At 61.5% G+C, this 24,047-nt stretch carries 24 protein-coding genes; 12 read left to right on the top strand and 12 right to left on the bottom strand.

Annotated features, from left to right (window positions below; translation table 11 throughout):
* Positions 1–34: 34 nt before the first annotated feature.
* Positions 35–628 carry a hypothetical protein gene (locus tag RE4_RS00120; protein ID WP_060937758.1) on the bottom strand — a complete coding sequence of 198 codons (594 nt, stop codon included), beginning with the start codon at positions 626–628 and terminating at the stop codon, positions 35–37.
* Positions 629–721: 93 nt separating this feature from the next.
* On the opposite strand from RE4_RS00120, the gene RE4_RS00115 reads away from it, so the two are divergent.
* Together RE4_RS00115 and RE4_RS00110 are read left to right on the top strand one after the other, a co-directional pair.
* Entirely contained in the window at positions 722–1,693 is a 972-nt protein-coding gene (locus RE4_RS00115) for an alpha/beta hydrolase (protein WP_060937757.1), read from the top strand.
* 9 nt (positions 1,694–1,702) lie between these two features.
* Positions 1,703–2,782: a helix-turn-helix domain-containing protein gene (locus RE4_RS00110; RefSeq protein WP_232816834.1), complete on the top strand. Its 1,080-nt coding sequence runs from the start codon at positions 1,703–1,705 to the stop codon at positions 2,780–2,782.
* A gap of 22 nt (positions 2,783–2,804) precedes the next feature.
* Here RE4_RS00110 and RE4_RS00105 read toward each other — a convergent pair whose 3' ends face one another.
* Positions 2,805–3,704 carry a LysR family transcriptional regulator gene (locus RE4_RS00105; RefSeq protein WP_046379565.1) on the bottom strand — a complete coding sequence of 300 codons (900 nt, stop codon included), beginning with the start codon at positions 3,702–3,704 and terminating at the stop codon, positions 2,805–2,807.
* Positions 3,705–3,846: 142 nt separating this feature from the next.
* Here RE4_RS00105 and RE4_RS00100 point away from each other — a divergent pair, with 142 nt between their 5' ends.
* From RE4_RS00100 to RE4_RS00080, 5 genes are all read left to right on the top strand, one after another.
* Positions 3,847–5,283: an FAD-binding oxidoreductase gene (locus tag RE4_RS00100; RefSeq protein ID WP_060937756.1), complete on the top strand. Its 1,437-nt coding sequence runs from the start codon at positions 3,847–3,849 to the stop codon at positions 5,281–5,283.
* A 13-nt stretch (positions 5,284–5,296) separates the two neighbouring features.
* Entirely contained in the window at positions 5,297–5,938 is a 642-nt protein-coding gene (locus tag RE4_RS00095) for a histidine phosphatase family protein (protein WP_060937755.1), read from the top strand.
* On the top strand, positions 5,938–7,122 hold the full coding sequence (locus tag RE4_RS00090; RefSeq protein WP_060937754.1) for a winged helix DNA-binding domain-containing protein: 1,185 nt from the start codon (positions 5,938–5,940) through the stop codon (positions 7,120–7,122). Before RE4_RS00095 ends, RE4_RS00090 begins: the two co-directional genes overlap by 1 nt.
* A 133-nt stretch (positions 7,123–7,255) precedes the next feature.
* Positions 7,256–8,731 carry an aldehyde dehydrogenase family protein gene (locus RE4_RS00085; protein WP_060937753.1) on the top strand — a complete coding sequence of 492 codons (1,476 nt, stop codon included), beginning with the start codon at positions 7,256–7,258 and terminating at the stop codon, positions 8,729–8,731.
* Entirely contained in the window at positions 8,728–9,465 is a 738-nt protein-coding gene (locus RE4_RS00080; RefSeq protein WP_021333299.1) for an SDR family oxidoreductase, read from the top strand. Before RE4_RS00085 ends, RE4_RS00080 begins: the two co-directional genes overlap by 4 nt.
* A gap of 81 nt (positions 9,466–9,546) precedes the next feature.
* On the opposite strand, the gene RE4_RS00075 is transcribed toward RE4_RS00080, so the two are convergent.
* Positions 9,547–10,188: a TetR/AcrR family transcriptional regulator gene (locus RE4_RS00075; RefSeq protein WP_021333298.1), complete on the bottom strand. Its 642-nt coding sequence runs from the start codon at positions 10,186–10,188 to the stop codon at positions 9,547–9,549.
* Positions 10,189–10,482: 294 nt separating this feature from the next.
* Here RE4_RS00075 and RE4_RS00070 point away from each other — a divergent pair, with 294 nt between their 5' ends.
* A complete protein-coding gene (locus RE4_RS00070; protein WP_060938226.1) occupies positions 10,483–11,832 on the top strand; it encodes a lipase family protein in 1,350 nt (449 codons plus the stop codon).
* A 17-nt stretch (positions 11,833–11,849) separates the two neighbouring features.
* Here the strand turns inward: RE4_RS00070 and RE4_RS00065 are convergent, their stop codons facing one another.
* The 5 genes from RE4_RS00065 to fepB form a co-directional block, all read right to left on the bottom strand.
* Entirely contained in the window at positions 11,850–12,692 is an 843-nt protein-coding gene (locus tag RE4_RS00065) for a siderophore-interacting protein (protein ID WP_060937752.1), read from the bottom strand.
* A 21-nt stretch (positions 12,693–12,713) separates the two neighbouring features.
* Positions 12,714–13,538: an ABC transporter ATP-binding protein gene (locus RE4_RS00060; RefSeq protein ID WP_060937751.1), complete on the bottom strand. Its 825-nt coding sequence runs from the start codon at positions 13,536–13,538 to the stop codon at positions 12,714–12,716.
* A 23-nt stretch (positions 13,539–13,561) separates the two neighbouring features.
* Positions 13,562–14,527 (bottom strand): FecCD family ABC transporter permease, encoded by a 966-nt coding sequence (locus RE4_RS00055; protein ID WP_238076644.1) that lies wholly within the window; start codon positions 14,525–14,527, stop codon positions 13,562–13,564.
* A gap of 86 nt (positions 14,528–14,613) precedes the next feature.
* Positions 14,614–15,660 carry a FecCD family ABC transporter permease gene (locus tag RE4_RS00050; protein ID WP_238076647.1) on the bottom strand — a complete coding sequence of 349 codons (1,047 nt, stop codon included), beginning with the start codon at positions 15,658–15,660 and terminating at the stop codon, positions 14,614–14,616.
* Between the two features lie 4 nt (positions 15,661–15,664).
* Positions 15,665–16,678 carry a Fe2+-enterobactin ABC transporter substrate-binding protein gene (fepB, locus tag RE4_RS00045; RefSeq protein ID WP_046379571.1) on the bottom strand — a complete coding sequence of 338 codons (1,014 nt, stop codon included), beginning with the start codon at positions 16,676–16,678 and terminating at the stop codon, positions 15,665–15,667.
* 103 nt (positions 16,679–16,781) lie between these two features.
* Between fepB and RE4_RS00040 the strand changes: the two genes are divergently transcribed.
* On the top strand, positions 16,782–18,395 hold the full coding sequence (locus tag RE4_RS00040) for a helix-turn-helix domain-containing protein (RefSeq protein WP_060937749.1): 1,614 nt from the start codon (positions 16,782–16,784) through the stop codon (positions 18,393–18,395).
* On the opposite strand, the gene RE4_RS00035 is transcribed toward RE4_RS00040, so the two are convergent.
* Positions 18,383–18,760 (bottom strand): VOC family protein, encoded by a 378-nt coding sequence (locus tag RE4_RS00035; protein WP_031331446.1) that lies wholly within the window; start codon positions 18,758–18,760, stop codon positions 18,383–18,385. The genes RE4_RS00040 and RE4_RS00035 overlap by 13 nt on opposite strands.
* A 97-nt stretch (positions 18,761–18,857) precedes the next feature.
* On the opposite strand from RE4_RS00035, the gene RE4_RS00030 reads away from it, so the two are divergent.
* A complete protein-coding gene (locus tag RE4_RS00030; protein WP_021333291.1) occupies positions 18,858–19,583 on the top strand; it encodes a TetR/AcrR family transcriptional regulator in 726 nt (241 codons plus the stop codon).
* Positions 19,584–19,791: 208 nt separating this feature from the next.
* Positions 19,792–20,154 (top strand): hypothetical protein, encoded by a 363-nt coding sequence (locus tag RE4_RS00025; RefSeq protein WP_020909636.1) that lies wholly within the window; start codon positions 19,792–19,794, stop codon positions 20,152–20,154.
* A gap of 7 nt (positions 20,155–20,161) precedes the next feature.
* Here the strand turns inward: RE4_RS00025 and RE4_RS00020 are convergent, their stop codons facing one another.
* The 3 genes from RE4_RS00020 to RE4_RS00010 are packed head-to-tail and all read right to left on the bottom strand — an operon-like array spanning position 20,162 to position 23,663.
* Positions 20,162–21,817 (bottom strand): AMP-binding protein, encoded by a 1,656-nt coding sequence (locus RE4_RS00020; RefSeq protein ID WP_225989623.1) that lies wholly within the window; start codon positions 21,815–21,817, stop codon positions 20,162–20,164.
* Positions 21,814–22,278, bottom strand: a complete 465-nt coding sequence (locus RE4_RS00015) for a MaoC family dehydratase (RefSeq protein ID WP_020909637.1) — start codon at positions 22,276–22,278, stop codon at positions 21,814–21,816. The genes RE4_RS00020 and RE4_RS00015 overlap by 4 nt, the downstream gene beginning before the upstream one ends.
* A 14-nt stretch (positions 22,279–22,292) precedes the next feature.
* The gene (locus RE4_RS00010; protein ID WP_019745950.1) at positions 22,293–23,663 is read right to left on the bottom strand and encodes an MFS transporter; all 1,371 of its coding nucleotides are present in this window, start codon (positions 23,661–23,663) and stop codon (positions 22,293–22,295) included.
* A 197-nt stretch (positions 23,664–23,860) separates the two neighbouring features.
* Here RE4_RS00010 and RE4_RS00005 point away from each other — a divergent pair.
* Positions 23,861–24,047: helix-turn-helix domain-containing protein (locus RE4_RS00005; protein WP_155716976.1), on the top strand; the 187-nt coding region annotated here is incomplete at its 3' end.

Genomic DNA, 24,047 nt, shown 5'->3' with positions numbered 1-24,047 from the left:
GCCCACGGTATCGGCAGAAAGGTCGTCTGGCAGCTCAGAAATCGAGAAATCCTGGCACGACTTCATCGGCGAGTCCGGCCGCGTCAGCGCTCCCGTAGAAATACACCGAGCCGTAGCCAAACAGGTATTCCTCGACGAACTCGGGTTGCGGCTCGGCAACCACCGGCCATCCCTCTTCATTGATCTGGAACAGGAAGCGATGCCCGTCCGCCTCGACGGCATCGGCGTAGGACGGTTCATTTTGTATGAGCACCGGTTGCGGCGCGATCAATACCAACGGCATCACTTCGTCGTCTGCGGGACGATTGATCAACGCCGCGCTCCCCAGGCCCTCGTGAGTGCCGGCCGATTCCGCACTTCGTGATGACGGCGGGTGCAGGACTGCCCTGACCCCGATGTCCGGGTATTCGAGGTCGTCGTCGCCGATGGAGAATCCCCGACGGATGAAGACGGAAAGCTCTCGCGCACCGAGCCACGGAGCCGTGTGCGCCTCGAGCGTCAAGAGATACTCATGCGTCTGCAAAATCGGCTGACCAGCGAAAACCTGCGGCGGGCGTCCACCGATCCTGGACCCAACTTCCGAATCGCTCGAACCCACCCCGAGATGTACTCTGTCCACCGGCGTCATCCTAGGGAGATCCGACGGGCGTCGGAAGAAGACTTTCCGATTTCCTACAAACCACTGGTGACGTAGGCCACATTCAGGATCGATGATGAGTGCATGACAACATTCCCCACTCTCGACCCCGAACTCGCCGCAGCACTCACCATGCTCCCGAAGGTGGACTTCGCTGACCTCCCCAACGCGCGGGCCACCTACGACGCTCTGATCGGCGCCATGTTGGCCGACCTGCCATTCGACGGAGTCTCGCTTCGTGAACTGTCCGCTCCTGGCCTGGACGGCGATCCGGAGGTCACGATTCGTTTCTTCACCCCGGACAACACCGCCGGCTCTGTCCCCGTTCTGCTCTGGATCCATGGCGGCGGATTTGCAATCGGCACCGCTGAGTCCAGCGATCCATTTTGTGTCGAGGTAGCGCGCGAACTCGGATTCGCCGTTGCAAACGTGGAGTACCGCCTCGCCCCCGAAACCTCCTTTCCCGGCCCCGTCAACGACTGCTACGCCGCACTCCTCTACATCCACGCCCATGCCGAGGAACTGGGGGTCGATCCCAGCCGCATCGCAGTGGGCGGGCAGAGTGCAGGCGGCGGATTGGCCGCAGGCACTGTCCTCAAAGCCCGCGACGAGGGCGTTGTGCCCGTGGCATTCCAATTCCTCGAAATTCCTGAACTCGACGACCGTCTGGCGACTGTCTCGATGACGAACTTCGTCGACACACCGTTGTGGCACCGCCCCAACGCCATCCTGTCGTGGAAGTACTACCTCGGCGAGTCGTATTCAGGACCCGAAGATCCTGACGTCTCCATTTACGCTGCGCCGTCCCGGGCGACCGACCTCACCGGTCTGCCGCCGACCTACCTGTCCACCATGGAACTCGACCCTCTTCGCGACGAAGGAATCGAATACGCCCTTCGACTGCTGCATGCGGGAGTCAGCGTCGAATTGCACTCCTTCCCCGGAACCTTTCACGGGTCGGCACTAGTGGCGACCGCAGCAGTCAGCGAAAGAAGTGCCGCCGAAGCCCTCACTGCGCTCCGGAGAGGGTTGCGTTCGCTGTCGCCTGTCTCGTAGCGTTGCGAGATGCAAGGACTGATGTACCGGCTTGCCGAGCTCGATGCAGACTCGGCAGGCCTGGTACGTGTCATCGATTACTTCGACACGCTCGTGCGGCACGGCTCCGACACCGCATCTCTGCTTCGCGCGAGCGCGCAGTTGGCGGACTGCGTTGTAGGTATCGAGATCGTGGAACACGGTAGAAGCAAGAAGAATTTGCGCCGTTGTGACCCACGCGGCCGATGGTCGCCCGAACCCCAGTTCCCTCCGAGCATCGCCAGGGACATCGCTGTAGACGACGAGGTTCTCGGGAAAGTATGGATCGAGCGTCCTGGTGCGCACTTGCCGCTCGACGAAATGCTCGTCGACCGAATGGCCCTGACCGCAGCGATAATCCTGCAACCCCGACGCTTGCCTACCGAAGCCGAGCACACTCGAAATCTGTTGTTCCCGATGGATGAACTCGCGGTGCTCACCTCCTGCGCCGGTCTCGGTATCGAACCCCAAACCCCAGTCCGCGTCATGGCAATCAAGGCAGTCTCAGACACGGCCGGCGGCACTGCACACCTTGTTATTTCGCAAGATTGCACACCTGGCAAAGCCGTTGGGATAGAAGCTGATGGCGAGTATCTGAATCTCGTGGCGGGTTCGTTCGCACCGACACCCGAGCTGTCCGAGTCAGCACTGTCGTCATCCATTCGCGCCGGAATATCTTTGGCTGCTTCCGCTTCCGAAGTGAATACAATACTCACCACTGCACGATTCGCTCGTGCACAGGCGTCAGCAACAACACCGATCGTGAACGCCGACGATCTCGGCGCCCTCAACCTCCTGGCACCGGGATCACACATCGATCACTCGCGAATACCGGATCTGGTTCTTGCCGAAGAGATCGGCGATACCAAACAGGGATTAGAACTACTCGAAACCTTGAGGGCATACCTGCAATCCGGAACATTGAGGGCCGCAGCCGATTCCATGCATCTTCATCACAGCAGCGTTGCGCACCGATTGGCGAAGCTGTCCCAGCACGTCGGATTCCACGTCGACACCATCGAGAACCGGGCACGCGCAACGGCCATGATGCTGGTCCTCGATGGCGGATAGGGCCCACCGCGCATCACTTGTGCTACACAGTGGTTGACGATCTTTCGCGTTCGGCGAGCGCAACGAAGGGTGCAAGCGCGGGATTCGGGTTGTCCGGACGGTAGGTCACGGCAACTTCGAGAGTCGGCTGCATACCGGCGATCTCACACAGATGAATACCCGGGATTCGGAGCATCCGGGCCCGCCCCTGCGGGATCGGCGCAATTCCCACCCCGTCCGAGACGGCGTGCAAAACCTGCTCGTCGTCAGCCTCGAATCGAACGATATTGGGAGTGCTGTCGGGCCAAAGTTGTTCGAGCGTACGCGAATACATCCCGGGCGCATTCGCCTCGGGCCAGAATACGACGGGGATGTCCACCAGATCTCCGAGTTCGAGTGTCGTTCGATCCCCGAACGGATGATCCACGGGAACGGCGACCAGGATAGGTTCGGTGTCGAGGACGATCAGGGGAAGTTCACGATCGTCGTCATCGAGCGGCGGTCGCACAACCGCGATGTCGACGGCTCCGGTTCGGACGAGGTCGACAGTCTGCGCCGAAGTGCCCCGGTGCACGACAACTTCGACGCCTGGATAGAGCTTGCGATAAGTGCTGACCAGATCCCCGACGGCGCCACCCGCCCACGACCGGGTGTACGCGATGCGCAGTTCCCCGTCCACACCGCGTGCAGCCAATCGAATTCGTTCGACCGCCCGGTCTGCGCACCCGAGCAAGAAGCGTGCCTCTCGTACCGCTACCCGCCCCGCGTCGGTGAAAGTGAACTGCGGACCTCGGCGGTCCACCAGAGGAACTCCGAGTTCGCGCTCGAGAACCTTGATCTGCTGACTGAGTGCAGATTGCGCCACGTGGACGTTCGCGGCGGCGCGAGTGAAGCTGCCGTGATCCGACAGAGCAATCAGATAGCGTGCGCGCTGCAGGTTCATACGGCGATTATAAGAAGAACAGATGGTGGTGTCACTACTTGGTCTTGGACAGCGCATCACCTGAGGTCGGAGGATCGAGTGCAGGTTGTTCCACCGCTCGCCTCCCGAAAAAACTGTCCCCCGAACGATCACAAGGTTGAACATGAGCCCCCGAACACTCGTCGAAGCACGCGAACCTGCAACGGACGCGAGGTTCCTCGGCACCCTCGCAGAGATCGTCAGCGCCCTCGCAGAGATCGTCGGCGAAGCGCACGTCCTCACCGATCCAGAGCTGATCGAGGGTTACACACGCGACTGGACGGGACGTTGGATCGGTGACGCAATAGCTGTGGTCCGTCCGGCCGACACCGCCGAAGTGTCCGCCGTCGTCACGACCTGCTTCGAGGCCGGGATTCCCATCACCCCACAAGGTGGAAATACCGGACTGGTCGGTGGCGGAATACCGTCGGCTGGATCAGTGGTGCTGAGCACCAGGCGCTTGGATTCGATCGAGACCGTCGACCCCATCGGCCGGACAATCGCGGCCGGTGCGGGCGTGACCGTCGCTCGCGCCGACCTGGCGGCCTCCGCACACGGCCTCCGATTCGGAATCGATTTGGCATCAAAGGAATCCGCGACCCTCGGCGGCATCGTCGCAACCAACGCCGGTGGCACCCGCATGGTCCGATACGGAAATACACGGGCACAGATACTCGGGATCGAGGCAGTACTTGCCGATGGTTCGGTACTGAGTAGATGGACTCCACTCGTCAAAGACAATGTCGGATACGACATCCCAGGGCTTCTTGCGGGCAGTGAGGGAACGCTCGCGATTGTCACCAAGGTCCTGATGAAGTTGGTCACCCCGGCGACCGACACCCAGGTCGTGCTCGCGGGTGTGCGCGACGTCGATCAAGCGCTGCAGCTGTGTAATCGAGTGCGCCAGAGCGGGTTGACCGTCGAAGCCGCCGAAATCATGACCGACGACGGCATCTCCCTCGTCTGCGCACACACCGATGCCCGTCGCCCGTTCGGAACACCGTCACCGATGTACACCCTGATCGAGGTGTCATCGCCGCGCGAGACGGAAGAGTCACTCCTCGAAGTTCTCTCCGCCTCTGCCGATCTCATCGAGGACGCGACAGTCGAGCCTGGCCCCGCTCGAAAGCTGTGGACTCTGCGAGAAAGCCATACCGAAAGCATCAGCGCTTCATCGACGACTCCGGTGGTCAAACTCGACATCTCCGTCCCCTTGTCCGTGATGGGCATGTTCATCGAGAGCCTCCGCGAAGTACTCACCGAACGATTCGTCCATGTGCGTCCAATGTTGTTCGGACACTTCGCCGACGGGAATATCCATGTGAATCTTCTTGACGCCGAACCGAGCATCGCCCACGAACTGACCGATACGGTCTTCGAACTCGTCTCCGCCCATCACGGAAGTATCAGCGCCGAGCATGGGATCGGTCGCGCGAAGTCACCGTGGATAGCGCTGGGGCGCACGGAAACCGACATCACCGCCATGAAGCTGATCAAATCGTCCTGGGATCCGCGTGGAATCCTCAATCCTGGAATACTGTTGCCCGAAACGGTCGGGTAACAGAAGGGGTCTCGTGCAGGATCTTTACGTCGTCACTCATCCTCGTGCCGAACACACAGCACAGGACATCGTCGGAGGTTGGCACAATTCGGTTCTCACGCCCGCCGGCAGGCGCGATGCAGAGTTGATCGCCGAAGAGTTGAAACGTCGACGCACAGGAACTTCGCGCCCGATCCGCATCACCTCTTCCGACCTCGAACGGTGCGCCGAGACATCCGCGATCATCGCCCGGACACTCGATGTTCCGGCGACAACAGACTCTCGATTGCGCGAAATCAGCTTCGGAGAAGCCGAAGGGCGCCCGAACTCGTGGCTGACCCAGCGGCAGGTTCCGGCTCCTGACAACAACCGCCTCGATCACCGTGGCCCCGTTGCCGGTGCCGAAACCCGCCGCGACATCGCATCAAGGGTCGGCGAGTGCATTCGCGAACTGATGACCGAACTCGATCACGATCACATCGTCGTAACACACGGATTTGCACACACATTCGTCGTCTCCGCCTGGCTGCAGATCCCCGTCGAAGCCACAGGGTTTGCGAACTTCGCGACCACGCCCGGGGCCATCACACATCTCCAACACGACGACTACTGGCGCAATCGAACTCTCGCGCAACTAGCCGATACGACGCACTTGGCCTGTGGCACGATGGCCTGATGCGCCATGTTTCCGACGACGAACGCCGTGCACGCATAGGAGTACGTCACGCGCTGGCGCCTTCGTTCCGCGTCGATTCTCCGGAAGCTGCCACGCGGGCGATGACGGTACTGCACGCCACCGAATCAGCGACTGTCTATCTGTCTTGCTGGGCGAGGGTTCGGTCATTGGACGCCACTGACGTCGACAACGCCTTGTACGACCAACGCAGTCTCGTGAAGCAATTGGCTATGCGCCGCACGCTCTTCACCTTTCCCCGAGACTTGCTGCCGGCCGCGTGGTCGAGTGCGTCCGCCCGCGTCGCGAACACCGAGCGCGCACGAATGGCCAAGGATGTCGTCAAGGCCGGAATCGCCGTCGACGGCAACGACTGGCTCGATCGCGCGCGGGCGGAGGTTCTGACACTGCTCACCGATGCCCCTGAAGGACTTTCCGCACTCGAGGTCCGTCAGGCAGTACCGATGATCGACGTCAAGGTCGAGGGTTCGGCAGGCGAAATCTGGTCGGCACCCAGGGTTCTCACGCACCTCGGGGCGACCGCAGACATCATGCGCGGCGCCAACACCGCCCGATTCCCCGTCTCACGCCCACTGTGGACTCTCACTCGACACTGGCTCGACGACGCCCCCATCGATCTCGAATCTGCAGACGGATACAGAGAAATAGTCCGACGCTGGCTCCACTCCTTCGGACCGGGGACGGAAGACGACATCGTCTGGTGGCTGGGCTCGACCAAGACGGTCGTCCGGGCCGCCCTCGCCGAACTCGAAGCCGTTGCAGTCTCACTCGACGGTGGCAACACCGGCTGGTTACTACCGGATGACGTCGCCACGGTGTGTGATCCAGGTCCTTGGGCGGCACTCCTACCGGTGCTCGACCCGACGATCATGGGGTGGAAGAACCGTGACTTCTATCTCGGCCCGCACCGCAACCAACTCTTCGACACCCGAGGTAATGCCGGCACCACAGCTTGGGTCGACGGTCGTGTCGTGGGCTGCTGGATCCAAGACGCCGCCGGAGTGGTCCACGTTCGAGTACTCGAATCCGTGTCCGCGGATGCGCAACGGGCGCTCGACGCCGAGGCAGTTCGTCTGACCGAGTGGCTGGGTGGCGTCAAGATCGGCACCGGCTATGTCTCGCAGGCTATGAAGCAAGCGGTTGGAATTGCTGCGGCTACGCCTTGACGACGTAACCAGAACATTGTTCTAGCTGGTCTTTCTGCTGACGCCATCCATGGGCGGTAAGGCGACCATCGACAAGTGTACGAAACGTACAGTACACTTTGTCAGTCAGTGATTGACCGATCTAGGAGGTTCCATGGAGGGTCAAGCAGTTCGTGAATACGGTGCGTTCATCAACGGAGCGTTCCGAGCCATGGGCACATCCACATTCGAGGCGCGTGACGCCGCTTCCGGCGCTCTACTCGCCACACTGTCTCGGTGCGGGCCCACAGAGATCGACGACGCGGTCGAAGCCGCCAGGCGGGCATTTCCTGCATGGTCGAACCTGACCGCTGAAGAACGATCCGCCAAAATCTTGCAGTTTGCCGCGCTCGTGGAGGATCAGGCCGAAGAGCTTGCCCAGCTCGAATGTATGGATACCGGGCGCCATATCAGTGAGATGCGCGAGGACTATCGAGCCGCCGTCTCACACCTGCGATACTTTGCGTCAATCTCGCTGGCCCACCATGGCTTCGGCCGCGAGTTGGCATCGGGATACCTGGTCGCGAAGCGAGTGCCATTGGGCGTATGTGGACAGATCATTCCCTGGAACGATCCCGTGGTAATGACGGCGTTCAAGATTGCACCTGCTCTGGCTGCGGGAAACACAGTGGTCCTCAAACCTGATGAAAATGCTTGCGTTTCCGTCATGGAGCTGACCAGGATCGCCGCCGACGTGTTTCCCGCAGGCGTTTTCAATGTTGTCCCTGGTCTTGGCGAGGAAGCCGGCGCAGCCCTGATAGACCATCCGAAGGTCAGCAAACTCGCTTTCACCGGAAGCACCGAAGTCGGCCGACTCGTGGCACACGCCGCAGCCTCACGGCTGATCTCGACCACGCTCGAACTCGGAGGCAAAAGTCCCAGCATCGTGTTTCCTGATATCGAGGACATCGATGCAGTGGTCGCCGATGCCACCGCAGGTGTCCTCATGTGCAACGGCCAATCCTGCTTGGCCGGAACACGTCTCTTCATCCACGAGGACATCTATGACACCTTCGTGGAAAAACTCGTCGCAGGATTCCGATCGTTGCGAGTCGGGCCGCCACTGAACGAGGACACCGAACTGAGCGGATTGATCCACCAGGAACACGCCGAACGTGTGATCTCCATGATCAGATCCGGTATCGACGAAGGCGCACAACTACTTACAGGCGGTGATCTGGTAGAAGTGCCGGGATTCGAAGCCGGAAACTTCGTCGCGCCGACGATTCTCGAGGTCGCCAACTCGATGCGAATCGCACAGGACGAAATATTCGGACCTGTCCTGTGCGTCCTCAGATGGAACAACTACGAGCACGTGATCGCAGAAGCCAATGACACTCCGTACGGTCTCGCTGCTGGGATTTATACCTCCAACCTGAAGAACGCGATGGAAACCGCGGATCGTCTTGATGCGGGCTGTGTCTGGATCAATCAGTACTTCAATCTGGGAGGCGGTGTCCCCTTCGGGGGATTCAAGGAAAGCGGCCTGGGGCGAGAGTTCTGCCTCGAGACGCTCAACGAATACACCCAACTCAAATCCATCACTGTCGCCACGTCGACGCCCACGACAAACCAAGGAAGCACAAATTGAAAATCTCGGGAAATACCATCTTCATTGCCGGCGGAACCTCCGGTATCGGCCTCGCACTTGCAGTGGGATTGCAGAACGAGGGGAACAAGGTAATCGTCGGAGGGCGTCGATCCGCTCTGCTCCAAGAGATCTCGGACAAGTACCCGGGCATCAGCACGGTCGTCATCGACGTGGACGACCCGAGATCCATTCGAACCGCACATGAATCCGTCACGGAGGAATTTCCCGATCTGAACGTCCTCGTGACGATGTCGGGAATCATGTACCCGGAAGACTTGAAGAACCCGGACTTCCTCGACATCGCCGAGAGAACGGTCACGACAAACCTTCTCGGAACAATTCGCTTGGCCGGCCAGTTCATCCCGCATCTGATGACGAAGCCCAATGCCACCATCGTCACCGTCTCATCCGCCGTCGGCTTCGTCCCGCTGCCCGTCACGCCCACGTACAACGCGACAAAGGCGGCGGTTCATCTCTTCACCGAGAGCATGCGCGTACAACTCGCCGATACCTCGATCCGGTGCATCGAACTCATCCCGCCAGGAGTCCGCACCACGCTGATGGGTCAGGAGAACTCGGAATCAGCTCTGCCACTTGATGACTACATTGCCGAGACCATCGGCCTACTGAAGGCGCACGACGACGCCACGGAAATCGTGGTCGACGCCGCCAAGCCGCTTCGCAACGCCGAGATCAACGGTGAGTACCAGCTAGTACTGAAGATGCTCAGCTGACACCCGAGTGTTGAGGCACATCGCAGTGCGGGGAGGGCAATTCGCCCTCCCTGCGCTGCGGATTCTCAACGGAGAACCCGTCTATGCACCACTGCGGAGTCCACGAACTGCGTGATCGATGATCGAGCGCACAGTGTTGTCGTCGATACCCGCGTGCCCGACCAACATCCGGTAGATCAACGGCCCGAAGAACAGATCGATCGCTTCCTCGGTGTCGATGTCTTCGCGAAAGTAGCCGGAATCCACACATCGCCGAATCAGTGCGGCGAAACCTCGACGACGTTCGTCGAGGAAGAAAGTGCGGAAGTATGCCGCCGTCGTCGGATCGTTGGCACACGCGCCGACAAGTTCGGCAAAGATCGACCCGAGTGGACCTCGGTAGAACTTTCCGATGTCACCTAGATAGTCGTTCAAATCGGCTTGCGCACTATCGGTCTCGGGAAATGTCAGATGACGAGCCATGAGCACGCCGAATGCTTCAGCAGCGATAGCTTGCCGCGACGGCCAGTGCCGATACAGAGTCACCTTGCTGACACCGGATTGTTCGGAGATCGCATCGATGGTCGCGGCCTTCATTCCACCGGATTTCAGAAGAGCTTCTGCTGATCTAAGGGCCTTCTCGTGAGCCGCCTCACTACGTGCACCGCTCGGAGGAGTCAGCAATCCCGTCTCGGCATCACCCGAGCCCCGAAACACGCCGTCATCGGGAGCGCGCTTACCCATGTCCACTCCTTAGTCCTTCAAGACCTTGCAGCACAGAGCATTTCCCGGCATCGGAGGACCCGGCACAGCCCAAGGCAGCAACTTGTCGCGATAGCTACTAGTCGTATCGTACACATGACGCCCTGGACCGAATCAGCCTGGTTACAACAACGAGCTCAATCTGATTGCGTCCGCGCATGATTCAAAACAACCAGCGCAAGCCTCTCGTTTATTACTCAAAAGTAAGATAGCGTGTGGTCTTCATCACACCAGCCCGTCAAGTACCGAGAGACATACGAAACCGAAGGGTCGATCGTGGCATCGAGGATTCTCTTTCAGGGAGTGGTGGCGCTGACAGCCATTGCACTCACAGGCATCACAGCACCTACTGTCGCCGCGCAACCGTCGGCGGATTCCTTCTATCAGTACGACGGTTCGGCACCGCTGTCGTCGTATCAGCCTGGGGCCGTTCTCAAAACGAGAACCTTGCCCTATCACGTCGTCAACATTCCTACCCCGTTGCAAGCCGTGCAGGTGTTGTACCGGTCGACCGACGCTCTCGGCCGGCCGTCTGCGAATGTCACGTCGATTCTTCGACCACCCAATGCCCAGCCGGACAAAGTTGTCTCGTTCCAGTCGGCCTACGATTCGCTGAACCCGGAAGACGGTCCGTCACGAGCTGTCGCGGGGGACACCCCGATCGGCAGCCTGACCGCCAGCGGACGGAACGTCGCCTTCGGCGGGACTCTCGCTTCCGGCGAAGCTGCCATGTTCGGTCCCCTACTGGCACTGGGCTACACCGTCGTCATTCCCGATACCGAAGGGCCGAACGCAGACTTCGCGGCGGGACCCGAATACGGAATGATGACTCTCGACTCTCTTCGCGCCGCCCGTAACACTCCCGAGGCAGGTATTGCCGACTCAGCCGAGATCGGCCTGATGGGATACTCGGGCGGAGCAATCGCCACCAACTGGGCGTCCATCCTCGCTCCGGACTACGCCCCGGACATCAACGAGGACCTGATCGGCGCCGCCCAGGGTGGACTGTTGGTCAACCCGGCGAACAACCTCCGGTACGCAAACGGAAGCATCGGCTGGGCAGGCGTTGTCGGGATGGCAGTCGTCGGACTTGCCCGTGCCTACGACATAGATTTCGATCCGTATCTCGGCGATCGCGGACGCGAACTCCTACCTCGCATCGAGGATGCCTCGATCGGGAACGTCATCCTGCAGTACCCGGGGGTGACCTGGCAGGACCTTGCCAAACCAGAGTATGCGAACCCCAACTCGGTGCCCGAGTACGTCGACGTCGCCAACAAAATCAACATGGGCAACGCGCCGATACCCACCATCCCTATGTTCATCGCTCAAGCCGCAAACGGAGCCCTCGAGGGCACCCAGCCAGGTGGACCCGGCGTCGGCCCTGGCGACGGAGTCATGGTTGCCGGGGACGTCCGCACACTCGCCACTCGTTATTGCGACGCAGGTTTGTCGATCCAGTACGACCAGTACGACACCATCAGTCACGTTCCCGGTGGCGCGCTTTGGCTCCCCGGCGCCATCACCTGGCTCAACGACCGTTTCAACGGGAATCCGGCGCCGAACAACTGCTCGAACATCGCACCGGGCAATTCACTGGCGCCGGAAGAACACGCGGCGAGTTGAAGTATCCAACCGCCGGGTCAGATCCCGATGGCGAGATCGTCGATATCCGCGAGTGTGCCGCCGTTTTCGAGGATGCTCGTGTAGTTCCGAAGTCTGTTCTGATCTATCTCGGTAGTGCTGACCCCGCGCTTCCAGTACCCGAAGACAACTACATCGTCCTTCGCCAGGCCGACTGTCTTACGGAAATGCGCTCGGATGGAGCGCATTTCGTCTCGCTCACCGGCTCCCCACACCGCGTAGTCTCCTGGGTTCGCGAGCTCGAGGGCATATTCGGCGAGGCGATCTTCGACATGATGCAATTCGAGGCCGGGGATCACGGGCAACTCCGCGAAAGCCTCGGCGTCACCGGTGGCGACCCAACCGACACCGGTCACACCCTCGGGCCACTGAAGCAGAATCGAATAGAGGGCAGGTATCGCGGTGTCGTCGGCAAACAGTGCGACGCGGCGACCAGCGATCTCGGGAACGAGGAAGTGCGGGCGAGGGCCGGTGAGCGAGAACGTGTCACCCACACGGCGGTCGTCGGCCCACCGCATCATCGGGCTGGTGTGACCGTGCAGCACTACGTCGAAGGTCATCGAACCGCTCGACGCATCGAAGGTGCGCACCGTGTAGACACGAGAGACGTCGTCGTACTGCGGGCCCAACTGGATGCGGAATGCGACGTTGGGACGCAACCAATTCGGGTCGTCCGCCGACGAGGTCAGCTGGGCGGTGATGCGCAAGATGCTCTCGGTCGGACGTTCGACGCGTTCGACGACGGCAACCACGTCGTTGAGACCGCGGTCGTGATCTTCGCCGCGTGGCGCCTTTGCCGACGCAGAGGTTTCAGTTTCTTCAGGTCGAGATGCGGTAGTCATTAATATCTCCTGATCGGTGGTTCAGTTGTGGACGGGTAGCTGGCTGGCAGGTCTTCGATCACGCGGAACAACAAGTGGCCGTCCGGTTTCGGGATCTTCGAGGACCAGAGCCTCGAGGTCGAACACTTCACGCAGTAACTCAGGGGTGAAGACGTCCGAGGCACTGCCCTGCATGACGATTTTTCCGGACCGCATGGCAACTACGTGCGTGGCATATCGAGCCGCGAGGTTCAGGTCGTGCAGGACCGCGACCAACGTTCGACCAGACTGGTGCAGTTGGGAACAGAGGTCGAGAACCTCGATCTGGTGGGCGATGTCGAGAAAGGTGGTCGGTTCGTCGAGCAACAACACCGGGGTGCGCTGCGCGAGCGTCATGGCGATCCATACCCGCTGCCGTTGTCCACCACTCAGTTCGTCCACCAATTGATCTGCTGCATTGCGCATTCCGACCTCGGCAAGCGCTTCGGCTACGACGTGCTCGTCTTCGGGTGACCATTGGCGCAGCATGCTCTGGTACGGGTATCGGCCGCGAGCCACGAGGTCTGCAACGGTGATCGCTCCGGGTGAGAGCGGAGACTGCGGCAGCAGAGCGATGCGCCGAGCCACTTCCTTGGTGCGATAGGACCGAATGTCGTTACCGTCGAGCAGAACCCGACCCGATCGCGGCGCGAGCATTCTGCCGAGCGCACGCAACAACGTCGACTTGCCGCACCCGTTCGGCCCGACGACCACGGTGAAACCGCCGTCGGGGATCTCGAGACTCAACTCGTCCACGATGGTTCGATCGGCGTACCGGAGCTCGATCTTCTCGGCGTGTAGCCGCGATACCGGAGTAGCAGTAGTCATGAATCTCTTTCGTAGCAAGGTTTTCAGGCCTGACGGGCCAGCAGCCAGATCAGATAGGCACCGCCGAGCAGACTGGTGACAAGACCGACCGGAGTTCGGAGACCGACCTCGACCGCTTGGGCAATCAAGTCAGCGCCCGCCAACAGAACCGCACCGAGCAGGAAGGAGGTCGCCACAAGAACACCGCTACGCCGAGCCAACCGTCGTGCGATCTGGGGAGCTGCGAGCGCCACAAAGGCGATGGGACCGGTAGCTGCAGTCGCTGCTCCGGTGAGCGCGACCGCAATCAGGATGCCGGCGAATCGGTATCGCTCCACGGAGATTCCGAGCGAAGACGCTGCGTCGTCGCCCATTTCCATCATGGTGACGCGCCTGGACACCACGACGAGAGCAGGAACGAGAACACCGACGGCGATCGCAACGCTGATCGCGTGTGGCCAACCGCGCCCGGTCAGCGAACCGGCCGTCCACTGCTGCACCACGGTGGCGTCGTCGATATCCGCGCGTACCACCAGGAACGACATCACGGCGCTCAGCATCGCCCCAACTCCGATGCCGACGAGGACGAGCCGAAGACCGCCGCTGACTCCGTCTTTGCGTGCCAGCGCGTACACGAACAATGCAGTCAGCATGCCGCCGAGAACAGCAGCGCCCGCGGTCTGGAGTACCCCGCCGCCGAAGAACACGATCTGGACCACCGCCGCCGTCGCAGCGCCGGTGGTGAAACCGATGATGTCCGGCGAGCCGAGAACATTGCGCGAAAGCGTCTGGAAAACCGCGCCGGCCACACCGAGGCTTCCGCCCACACCGATCGCCGTGATCAGCCGCGGAAGACGGCGATTCTGGACGGACCGAACCGCCGCTGGGGTGCCTTCGCCGTTCAGAGCGCGCCACACCTCGCCCAAGGACAGGTCCAAGGTTCCGTACATCAGCGTGGCAAACGAGAGCGCCGCCAATGCCGCGCTGATTGAGATGGCTACGAACAGCACCCGCGGGACTATTCGCCACGACCACGACCCGATTCGAACCACCCAACCGCGAAAAAGCGGTGGGACCGGCTGCGCGGCAATCATGTTCACAGCGACGCCACTCGCCGTGAGCGAACGAGCGCGACAAACAACGGTCCGCCGAGCACAGCCACCGCGATCCCCGTCTGCAGATCTCCCGGCGCGGTGACAACGCGACCGAGCACGTCGGCCAAGAGCAGAAACGCCGGCGCGACGACGAGCACGCACGGCAGAAGAAGACGCAGATCCGGTCCGACCACGCCGCGCACGATGTGCGGCGCAGCCAGCCCCACGAATCCGAGTGGGCCGGCCGCCGCGGTGGCCGCCCCCGCGAGCAGGATGACTGCTACAGCGGATCCGGCCCGGGCGGGACCAGTGCGGGCGCCGAGCCCTTTGGCGACGTCCTCACCAAGAGCAATCGCATTGAGTGGACGAATCAGCAACAACGACAACACGATACCGATCGCGATGAAGGGAAGAACGGTGACGATCACGTCTCCGCCGCGCCCCTGCAACGAACCCACTGCCCAAAATCGGAACTGATTGAAGGCAGCCTCATTGCTGATGAGAACCATGCTGGTGAGCGCCGTGATCGCCGTTGCCACAGCGGCACCGGCGAGCGCCATGCGCGCTGGGGTCGCGGCGCTGCGATGCGCAGACCCCAACATGTACACACCCACCGAGGCAACGGCCGCGCCGGCGAGCGCGAACCACAGATAACCGCCGACCGAAGTCACCCCCAGATGGGCAATCGCAATCACGACTGCCGCTGATGCTCCGGCGTTCACACCCAGTAGCCCCGGATCGGCCAGTGGGTTGCGGGTGATCGACTGCATCAGCGCGCCGGCCAGTCCGAGCGCAGCCCCGACCACCAGCCCGAGAATTGTTCGGGGCAAGCGTGATCCGATCACAACGAGGTGTTCGTTGTTGCCGGCGTCGTAGGAAAGGATCGCGTCGAGCACGGTGGTGACGGGGATATTGCGAGAGCCGAGTACCAGCCCACCGACGGACGCCAGCACGATCACGACCACGGAGGCCACGACCAACAACCCCGCACGCGCGGCTGTCCCGGACCGCAGCGGTGCTTCGGTCCGGGACTGTGAAGAAGCGCTCACGCCGTCATCCACCGAACGTGGACACCAGCGACTCGACTGTCTGCTTGGCACTGAAGTAGTCGAGGCGGAAAGCCGCCGTTCCCATCGCGTAGACCCGATCACCCTTGACAGCAGGTTGATTCGCGAGAAGCGGATCGGCGGCAAGTTGCTTCTCCACATCCTTGGGTCCCATCGAGACGGCAAACAGCGTCTGCGAGCCGTCAAGGGCGGCAGACATGTTCTCGGAGCTGACGATCGCGACGCCGGAGGCGCCCCGCTTGTCCGGGGCGACAAACTGCTCAGCGGGCTCGGCATAGGTAAAGCCGAGCGAGGTCAACAGATTGCCCTGTGGGCTGTCGGCCCGGAACGTCCAGACACCGTCGGCACCCATGTAGACCAGCGCCGTCACCGGCTGCTCGGGAAGTTTGATCTTCCCGGCCTGCGTCGTCACCCAGCTGTCGTACTCGTCGACGGTCTTGTCTGCCTCGCTCTCGAGTCCCGTGACAGTCCCCAGCTGATCAGCGAGTTCCTCCCAGGAGCTGGCGCCGTAGTCGAGAAGAACGGTGGGTGCGATGTCGCTCAGCTGCGCGTAGGCGTCGAGCGTCGAGTCACCTCCGTTGGCGGACCCGATGATCAGATCGGGTTCGAACGTCTCGATCGCGTCGAGGTTCAGCTCGAGATTTCGGTAGAGAACCTCGACTCCACGATCAGCTGCCACCTCCGACCACTGGGAGAAGAACCCCTGGTCATCGGTCATTCCCGACGGCGTTGTTGCCGCGCTGGCGACGACCGGCGCACCGATTGCAAGCAGCGTGCCGGTCAACGACGGCGAGGTCGACACGATTCGGGTCGGCTTCGAGGTGATCTCGGTACTGCGGTCGCCGTGATCGACGGTGCGCGGCCATCCCTCGGCAGAACCTGAGGTTTTCTGGGTGTCCTCGGTTCCGGTATCGCTATCTGACGAGCTGGAGCAGCCGGCAAGAGCGAGGGCGACGACCGCGGCGAGTATTGCCGCCGTCGGGCGAAGTGATCTGCGCATGAGTATGGCTTTCTGAAGGTACGAGAGTGCGCCGCTGCGAACGCAGACAGCAGAGGTAAAGTTAGCCATACTTAAGTAGCAAGGGTTGTCCAGGAGCGCCAACGTGTTACCACTATCAGAACCGGACGCGATCGGGTTAGGGCCGGTCCGCGCGAGCGCCACCGAGCCCAGCACCGCCCGCTCACCGCTGTTGTTCTGGGTTCTTGCAGGCAGCGGACGCGTCCGAGTCGGATCGACGGTCCACGAGATACCAGCTGGCGAATCGCTGTGGATCCCGGCGGGTGCGCGATACGCAATGGAGACGGACTCGGATTCCGTCGCGTTTCCCATCCTGCTTCCGCCTTCGAACGGCGCCAGCGCCGGGCCGGCTACCGTGACGCGCCTGCGCGTTCCGCCCGGATGGGAAGACAGACTGATCCACGAGTTCGTTCACAACCTGGGCTATCTGCGCGGCGACGCTGCACACCCGTCGTCCTTGTTCGAGATGATCGCCCGGGCTGACGACGGGGCCACCTCGCTGCCGCGATTGCCGCAGTCACGGGAAGCGTTCGAGATCGCGCACGCCCTGTTGCGAACGCCTGGCACCGACGACACCGAGGGACAATTCGCGAAGCGTGCCGGGATCAGCATTCGAACGCTCCAGCGGTACTTCGTGGAAGAAACCGGCCTCACCTTCACGCGCTGGCGGCTACGAACTCGGATCGCCGCCTCGCTGGAGTATCTGAAGCAGGACCGCGAGATCGGTTGGATTGCAAACGAAGTCGGCTTCGAAACAGGAAGCGGATTCACCCGCGCGTTCCGGGCCCAGATGGGAGAGAGCCCGAGCGACTACCGTCGACGGGCCCTCTCCGGTCCAACCGATCGCAGCGTGGACACCGACAACGATCAAGCATTGGTCCGCATGCTCGCAGAGCCCAGGCAGCCCGGAGAAACTGCGCCGCCGATACCGGCCAACGCGACGTGGCCGCGCGTCAACGGCACCCACGTCGCAGTGTGGGTCTACCGAGGCCAAGCCCGGGTGGACGTCGCGGACCGCAGCTGGGAACTGCGCACCGGCGAGGCCATGATTCTGCCTGCAGGCGTCCTCAATACCGTCACGGTTCCGACGGGTTCACTGCTGCTACCGCTCGGCTTCCGCTCCTCGAACGGGTCGACCGTATCTGCCGACGCCCTCGAGACCGTGCAGTTCTCCCCCGATGACGAATTGGCATTGCTGCACACTTTCGTCGCCGCCTACACACCCTTGCGCCCGCGTGGCCACGACAGCGCCACAGCATTCGACATCATCGCCACCGGCCCTCTCGCACAATCGGTTTCGAACGGGTCTGCCACCGATTCGATTGCCACACGACTGGCAGCGACAATCGCCGCCCGACCGGCCGACCCTCGCACTCTGGACGAGTGGGCGCAAGAGTTCGGTACCGACGCGGCCAGGCTGCGCCGGGAGTTCCGTATCGAGACCGGCACTACGTATCCGCAATGGCGATCGCTTTCACGGATGACCCAGGCACGCACCCAACTCCAACTCGGGGTTGCACCCGGAACGGTGTCGAGGAACCTGGGTTACGCGCACCTGCCCGCATTCAGCCGAGCGTTTCGCACTGCGCACGGGATCTCACCGCAGCGCTTCCAAGCTCAGTCCGTCGAACGCGCCCTCTGGTTACGTTCTGTGCCGCGCGCCGCCGAGCCGAGCACTCGGGTTCTTCAGACCCACTGAACGAGCTGCCACACAATGCCGTTGGGATCGACGAACTGGCAGTAGCGCTCGCCCCACGGTTCGGTCTCCGGCTCTGTGACGACGGAGGCACCTTCGGCAGCGATGCGGGCGAACTCGGCGTCGATGTCATCGACCACGAATGCGATGAGCATGCCTTGCCCGGCCGAACCTGCGACGAAGTCCGGCTTGAACGTACCGAGACCGGTGCGCAGGAAGACCACGTTGACCCCGGCATCCGGATGATTCAGAGAAACGAATCCATCGTCGGACATGGCCTCGGTGAAGCCGAAATGGGTTTTCGCGAAGTGGGCCGACGCGTCCGTGTCGGCAACGTTCAAGGACAGAGCAGTGCTGGTGATTTTCATCGTGGCCTCCATGATCATAAACCTTGTGCAGTGCATACAGTATGCACCGTATAAGGTATACCACTGTTGAGGTATTCCCGATTTCTGGAGACGGCTGATGGCACGCGAACTGATCGACCTACTGTGGCGCGATCACCCCCTCGCACCGAAGGGTGGAGCCCGCGGCCCTCGCGCGAAGGTCACCACCTCACAGGCGGTCGACGTCGCTCTCGCCCTCGCGGACGTGGAAGGGCTGGACGCGGTGACGGTGCGCCGATTGGCCGCCGAGCTCGGAATCTCGGGCATGGCGGTGTACACCCACGTCGGGTCCCGTGACGATCTCCTGGTGCTCATGGTCGACACCGTGCGCAGCAACAGTCCGCGCCTGTCGTACGGGAACATGACGTGGCGCAAGCGCGTGCGCCGGGTAGCCGAGGAGGAACTTGCCCTCTACTCGGAGCACTGGTGGCTCCTGGACATCACCGATCAGCGCTCCGCGTTGGGTCCGGGAACTATCGCGAAGTACGACCACGAACTACACGCGTTCGACGGCACCGGGCTGAGCGACATCGAGCGGGATTCCGCGCTGACGTTTGTCGCCGACTTCGCCCGGTCCTCGGCGCAAGCACGGCGCCCCGACCCCCGAGCGGCCGACATGGCCGAGGTGTGGTCGTCCTGGAACCAGCGTCTGGCTGCCTATCTCGGCGACAACTTCCCGCTGGCGCAGCGAGTCGGAGGAGCGGCCGGCGAAGCCAAGAACACCCCGTACAGCCCCGAGGCAGCGTGGAAATTCGGGCTGGACCGGGTCCTCGACGCCCTGGAAGGTCTTGTTCACATCGAATGACATTCCTGCAATTCGAAACCGCGAGAGCTGTTGCACGCCTATGAGAATCAATCGACCCGAGAGGTACGGGGTTCCGGTGAGCTTCTGATCGAGATTCCGCTGCGCGACGCAACCAGCTAGCCCCGAATTCAGCGGCATATATCCGCAGAGAAGGGGTAGACGAGTAGATACCGGCGGCACATCGACTCAACTCCAGGCGTGGTGGACAATGTTTCTCAGCGACCAGTCAATTCGTCATCACACCCGCCGTTTCGGTGCAGCTCTGTCGCCTTCACACAAGTGGCCTCCCCCGACCGAAACACAGCGCGTCGCACGCTGGAGTGAGAGGTCGGAGATGCTGGGCGCGCTGTCGGTACTCCTGTTCTGGGCTTTCGGCTTCGGCATCCTTCTGGGTGCGGGCGCGATTACAACAGGAATCTTTGCGCTCCGACGTCACCCGAAGAAGTCTGGCGGGCATCTGCTCTCGAATGCCCGCCAGCTGCCGTGGGATGCAATAGTCGGCCTCTTCACCGGCGTCATCGGTCTTGCCCTGAGCGGTTGGTTCTTCGTCGTGGTCCTACCCAACATGTAGGCGTCTGCTAGCCAAGGCCGTTCGCGTCAGTGGCCAATGTTCGGAGTTCCCGTCGTAGGATCTTGCCCGTGGTGGTGAGCGGCAAGCTGTCGATGAAGGTGATCTGCCTGGGGTACTGGTAGAAAGCAAGGCGGCTTTTCACGTGGGTCTGCAACTCCTGGCGAAGCTCTTCCGAAGAGTTCGTTCCTTCGGACAGAACGACAAAAGCGTGAACGGCTTCCCCACGCAACGGATCCGGAACACCGATGACGCCGGCCATAGCTACCTCGTCGTGCGAGAGCAGGCACTCTTCGATCTCGCCGGGGCCGATCCGGTACCCCGCGGACGAAATGACGTCATCGGCACGCCCCTGGTACCAGAAGTTCCCCGCTTCATCGGTCCGACCCAGATCACCGGTATGAATCCACCCGTCGTAGACCTTTTCATCAGTCTTCGACGGTTGGTTCCAATAGCCGAGGAACTGTCCGGGGTTGCCTGCCTTCACACAGATCTCGCCTACCTGCCCCACCGCTACCGGCTCGCCGAGCGGATCGAGGAGGGTGACGTCGAAGCCCGGAAAAGCGCGACCCATCGAGCCGCTCACGGGCGTCCACTTCGAACGCGAAGTGCCGATGGTCAGATTCATTTCCGTCTGCCCGTAGAACTCGTTGACAGCTACGCCGAGTGTGTTTGCAACCCACGCCTGCAATGCGTCACCGAGGGCTTCACCACCAGTTCCCAATGCTCGCAGCCGAATACCACGCGCAGCGGTGCCGTCGACGCCGATACTCCGCATCTGCTTGAGCGCAGTCGGAGGAATGAAGGCACCCGTTACTTTGTGACGGCTCAGAATCTCGACCGCACGCGCCGGTGTGAATTTGTCGGGCGTCGCAACAACGGGGCACCCCAACGCAAGGGCTGGAAACAGAACGTCGAACAGACCGCCGATCCAGGCCCAGTCTGCCGGCGTCCAGAAGACATCTCCCCGCTGCGGCGCATTGTCGAATGCCGTCCGCATACCGGGCATGTGCGCCAAGAGAATTCGATGCCCGTGGAGGGCGCCTTTCGGATTCCCCGTCGTTCCCGAGGTATAGATGATGATGGCGTGTGAATCGGGGCCCGTCGCCGCCAATTCCGCGCTTTCTGCGGCACTGTCGACGAGGCTGTGGAAATCGAGAAGTCGAACGGGGGTCGAATCGGAGGGCTGATCCGTCTTTCCGACAACGATGACGGCTTCGATGCCGGGGATCTCACCTATTCCGTCGGCAACTCGTTCGTAACAGTCCTTGTCGACCACAAGCACTTTCGCTCCCGAGTCACGCATTCGATGAACGACCGCATCCGACCCGAACTTGACCGATAGCGGAACGGTCACCATTCCGGATCGGAAGGCGCCCAGATGTGTCGCGAGAACCTCGATCCCCTGTGGGACCATCACACCGACGCGATCCCCTGAGACAAGGCCGAGATCCGCAAGCACGGTTGCGAACTTACGGCTTGTCGTGGCGACTTCACCGAAGGTGTACCGACTCCAGTGTCCACCGGTGTCTACGACGAGGGCTAGATCATCGGGATTCTGCACATCGACACAGGCGTGCGCGATGTTGAATTGCTCTGGCACAGTCCATTCGAAGTTTTCCGCTTCGAGATCCTGCCACCATGACATATGCGGCCGAGAACTCACCGAGCACCCACTTCGAGGTCGAGAGAATGGGTCTCGCCTACCAGGAAAGAGAATTCGCCGGAGAAAACAAGGTCTCCGTCTTGGTTGACGAGTGAGCCTTTCGACGTCACGATCGCGGTCTCACCGTCCGAGCGAGGGCGCACCGACAGCACTTCCGACACCGCATGCACCGAGTCGCCGAGGTAGGTCGGCCGGTGGAACCTGACGTGATCAAGTCCGTAAAAGCACTGGAGGTAACGGGGATCCAACTCCACCAGGCCGAGCAAGGTGGACAGCATGAGTGCGCCGTGGGCGATCTGGCGACCGAAGCGCGTCTGCTGCGCGTAGTCGGGGTCGAGGTGAAGAGGATGGCGATCCCAGGTGAGGTCGGCGAAACTTCGCACATAGTCTTCGGTGACGACCCGCGGGTCCGTTACCGCAATGTCTCCGACAGAGATCTCTTCGAAACTCTTTGTGATCATTGAAGTTTCCTCTACTAGTTGACAACCGTTGAGCGTTGATCGACCGGCGGTAGATAGGCCCCGTTGTCATCGATGTACATGTCGCGGCTTCCTTCGTCGAGGTCGGTGTCACGGACGAAGTAGACGCTGATCAGCGAAATCACCGACAGGGCAGCGATATACACAGCCACCGCGAACGATCCACCTGTCGCGCGGACCAACATGGCCGCGACCATCGGCGCGATTGCTCCACCCAAGAGCACACCGATCTGGAAAGCGATCGAGGCCGCGCTGTAGCGCACCCGGGCGTCGAACAATTCGGCGATGAACGTCGCCTGCGGCCCGTACGAGATGCTGAGCATGAAGGCGCCGACCGCCAATGCGCCGGTGGTGATCCAGAAGTTGCCGGTATCTATCGCGGCGAATGCAACGAAGACCCACAGACCCATGCCTGTGATCCCGACCATCAGGATCCGGCGTCGGCCGAACTTTTCGGACAGTTGACCGAAGATCGGAATGAAGATGACGGCAACGAGCGCGGACACCATGACCGCGCCGAGCATGAGGTTTCCGGACAGCAGATCGAATTGATCGGCGTACGTCAGGCTGTAGGTGTTCAGGATGTAGAAGTAGGCGCCGGTGCTGATCATCGAACCTGCGGCAAGAATGATCTGGCGAGGATAGTTCTTGAACGCGTCGACCATCGGGATCTTGACCGCGGTGTTCTGCTGCTTCACGCGAGCGAATGCCGGAGTCTCTTCCAACGCCGTGCGAATGTACAGCCCCACTGCAACCAAAGCGATACTCAGCAGGAACGGAATTCGCCATCCCCACACCAGGAATTGGTCTCCGGTGAGCGCCTTGGTGCCGAACATGACGGCCGTCGCCAGCAGAAGGCCGGCGGGCACACCCACCTGCGGCATGCTGCCGTAGAAGCCGCGGCGATTCTTGGGTGCGTACTCCACAGCAGTCAAAACTGCACCGCCCCACTCGCCGCCGACGCCGAATCCTTGAATCAGCCTCAACACAACGAGAAGAATCGGGGCCCACACACCGATCTGGGAAGACGTCGGAAGGACGCCGACCAGGAATGTTGCAGCTCCCATCAAGAGAAGTGCAAGCACCAAGACCTTCTTGCGTCCGATGCGGTCACCGAAGTGGCCCATCACAACACCGCCGAGTGGCCGCGCCAGAAAGCCGACCGCAAAGGTAGCGAAGGAGAGAATCGTCGCCAGCGCGGGATCTGCGCCCGAAAAGAACAGCGGCGCAAAGACCAAAGCGGCGGAGGCGCCGTAGATCTGAAAGTCGTACCACTCGATCGTGGTGCCGACCAGAACTGATCCGGCTACACGCCGCAGGGCAGGCCTGTCGACAGTTGCGGGAGATGGAGGATTCGCGTCGTTCATGTCATTGCTCCTTGTATGGAGTGCCCTGTTAGCTCGCGCACCGAGGGGAGGCTCGACAAGAACACTATGCAGTGACCCAACGCACAGTCAAGCATTTTTCAATCGATCGATTGATGAATAGATATGTAATTTGCCAGTACACAGGCAGCTATCAATCAATTGATTGACGGTCAGTCGATTTCGGCGGCGATGCTAGCATGATTGGGCAACCAACCGAAATGAGGATCATGGACCTGGGGCGCGTTCAACGGGCGGCAGTCACGCTGTTCGCGACGAAAGGGTTCGCCGCTACCGGCATTCGTGAACTCGGAGCAGAAGCCGGCATCAACTCGGCAACGCTCTATCATTACGTCGGCAGCAAAGAGTCACTGTTGGCCTCGATCA

The sequence above is a fragment of the Rhodococcus erythropolis NBRC 15567 genome (genome assembly GCF_001552595.1).
GTDB lineage: Bacteria > Actinomycetota > Actinomycetes > Mycobacteriales > Mycobacteriaceae > Rhodococcus_F > Rhodococcus_F erythropolis.
Note: the sequence above shows the minus strand (reverse complement) of the source record. Positions and strands in the feature narration are given on the sequence as shown.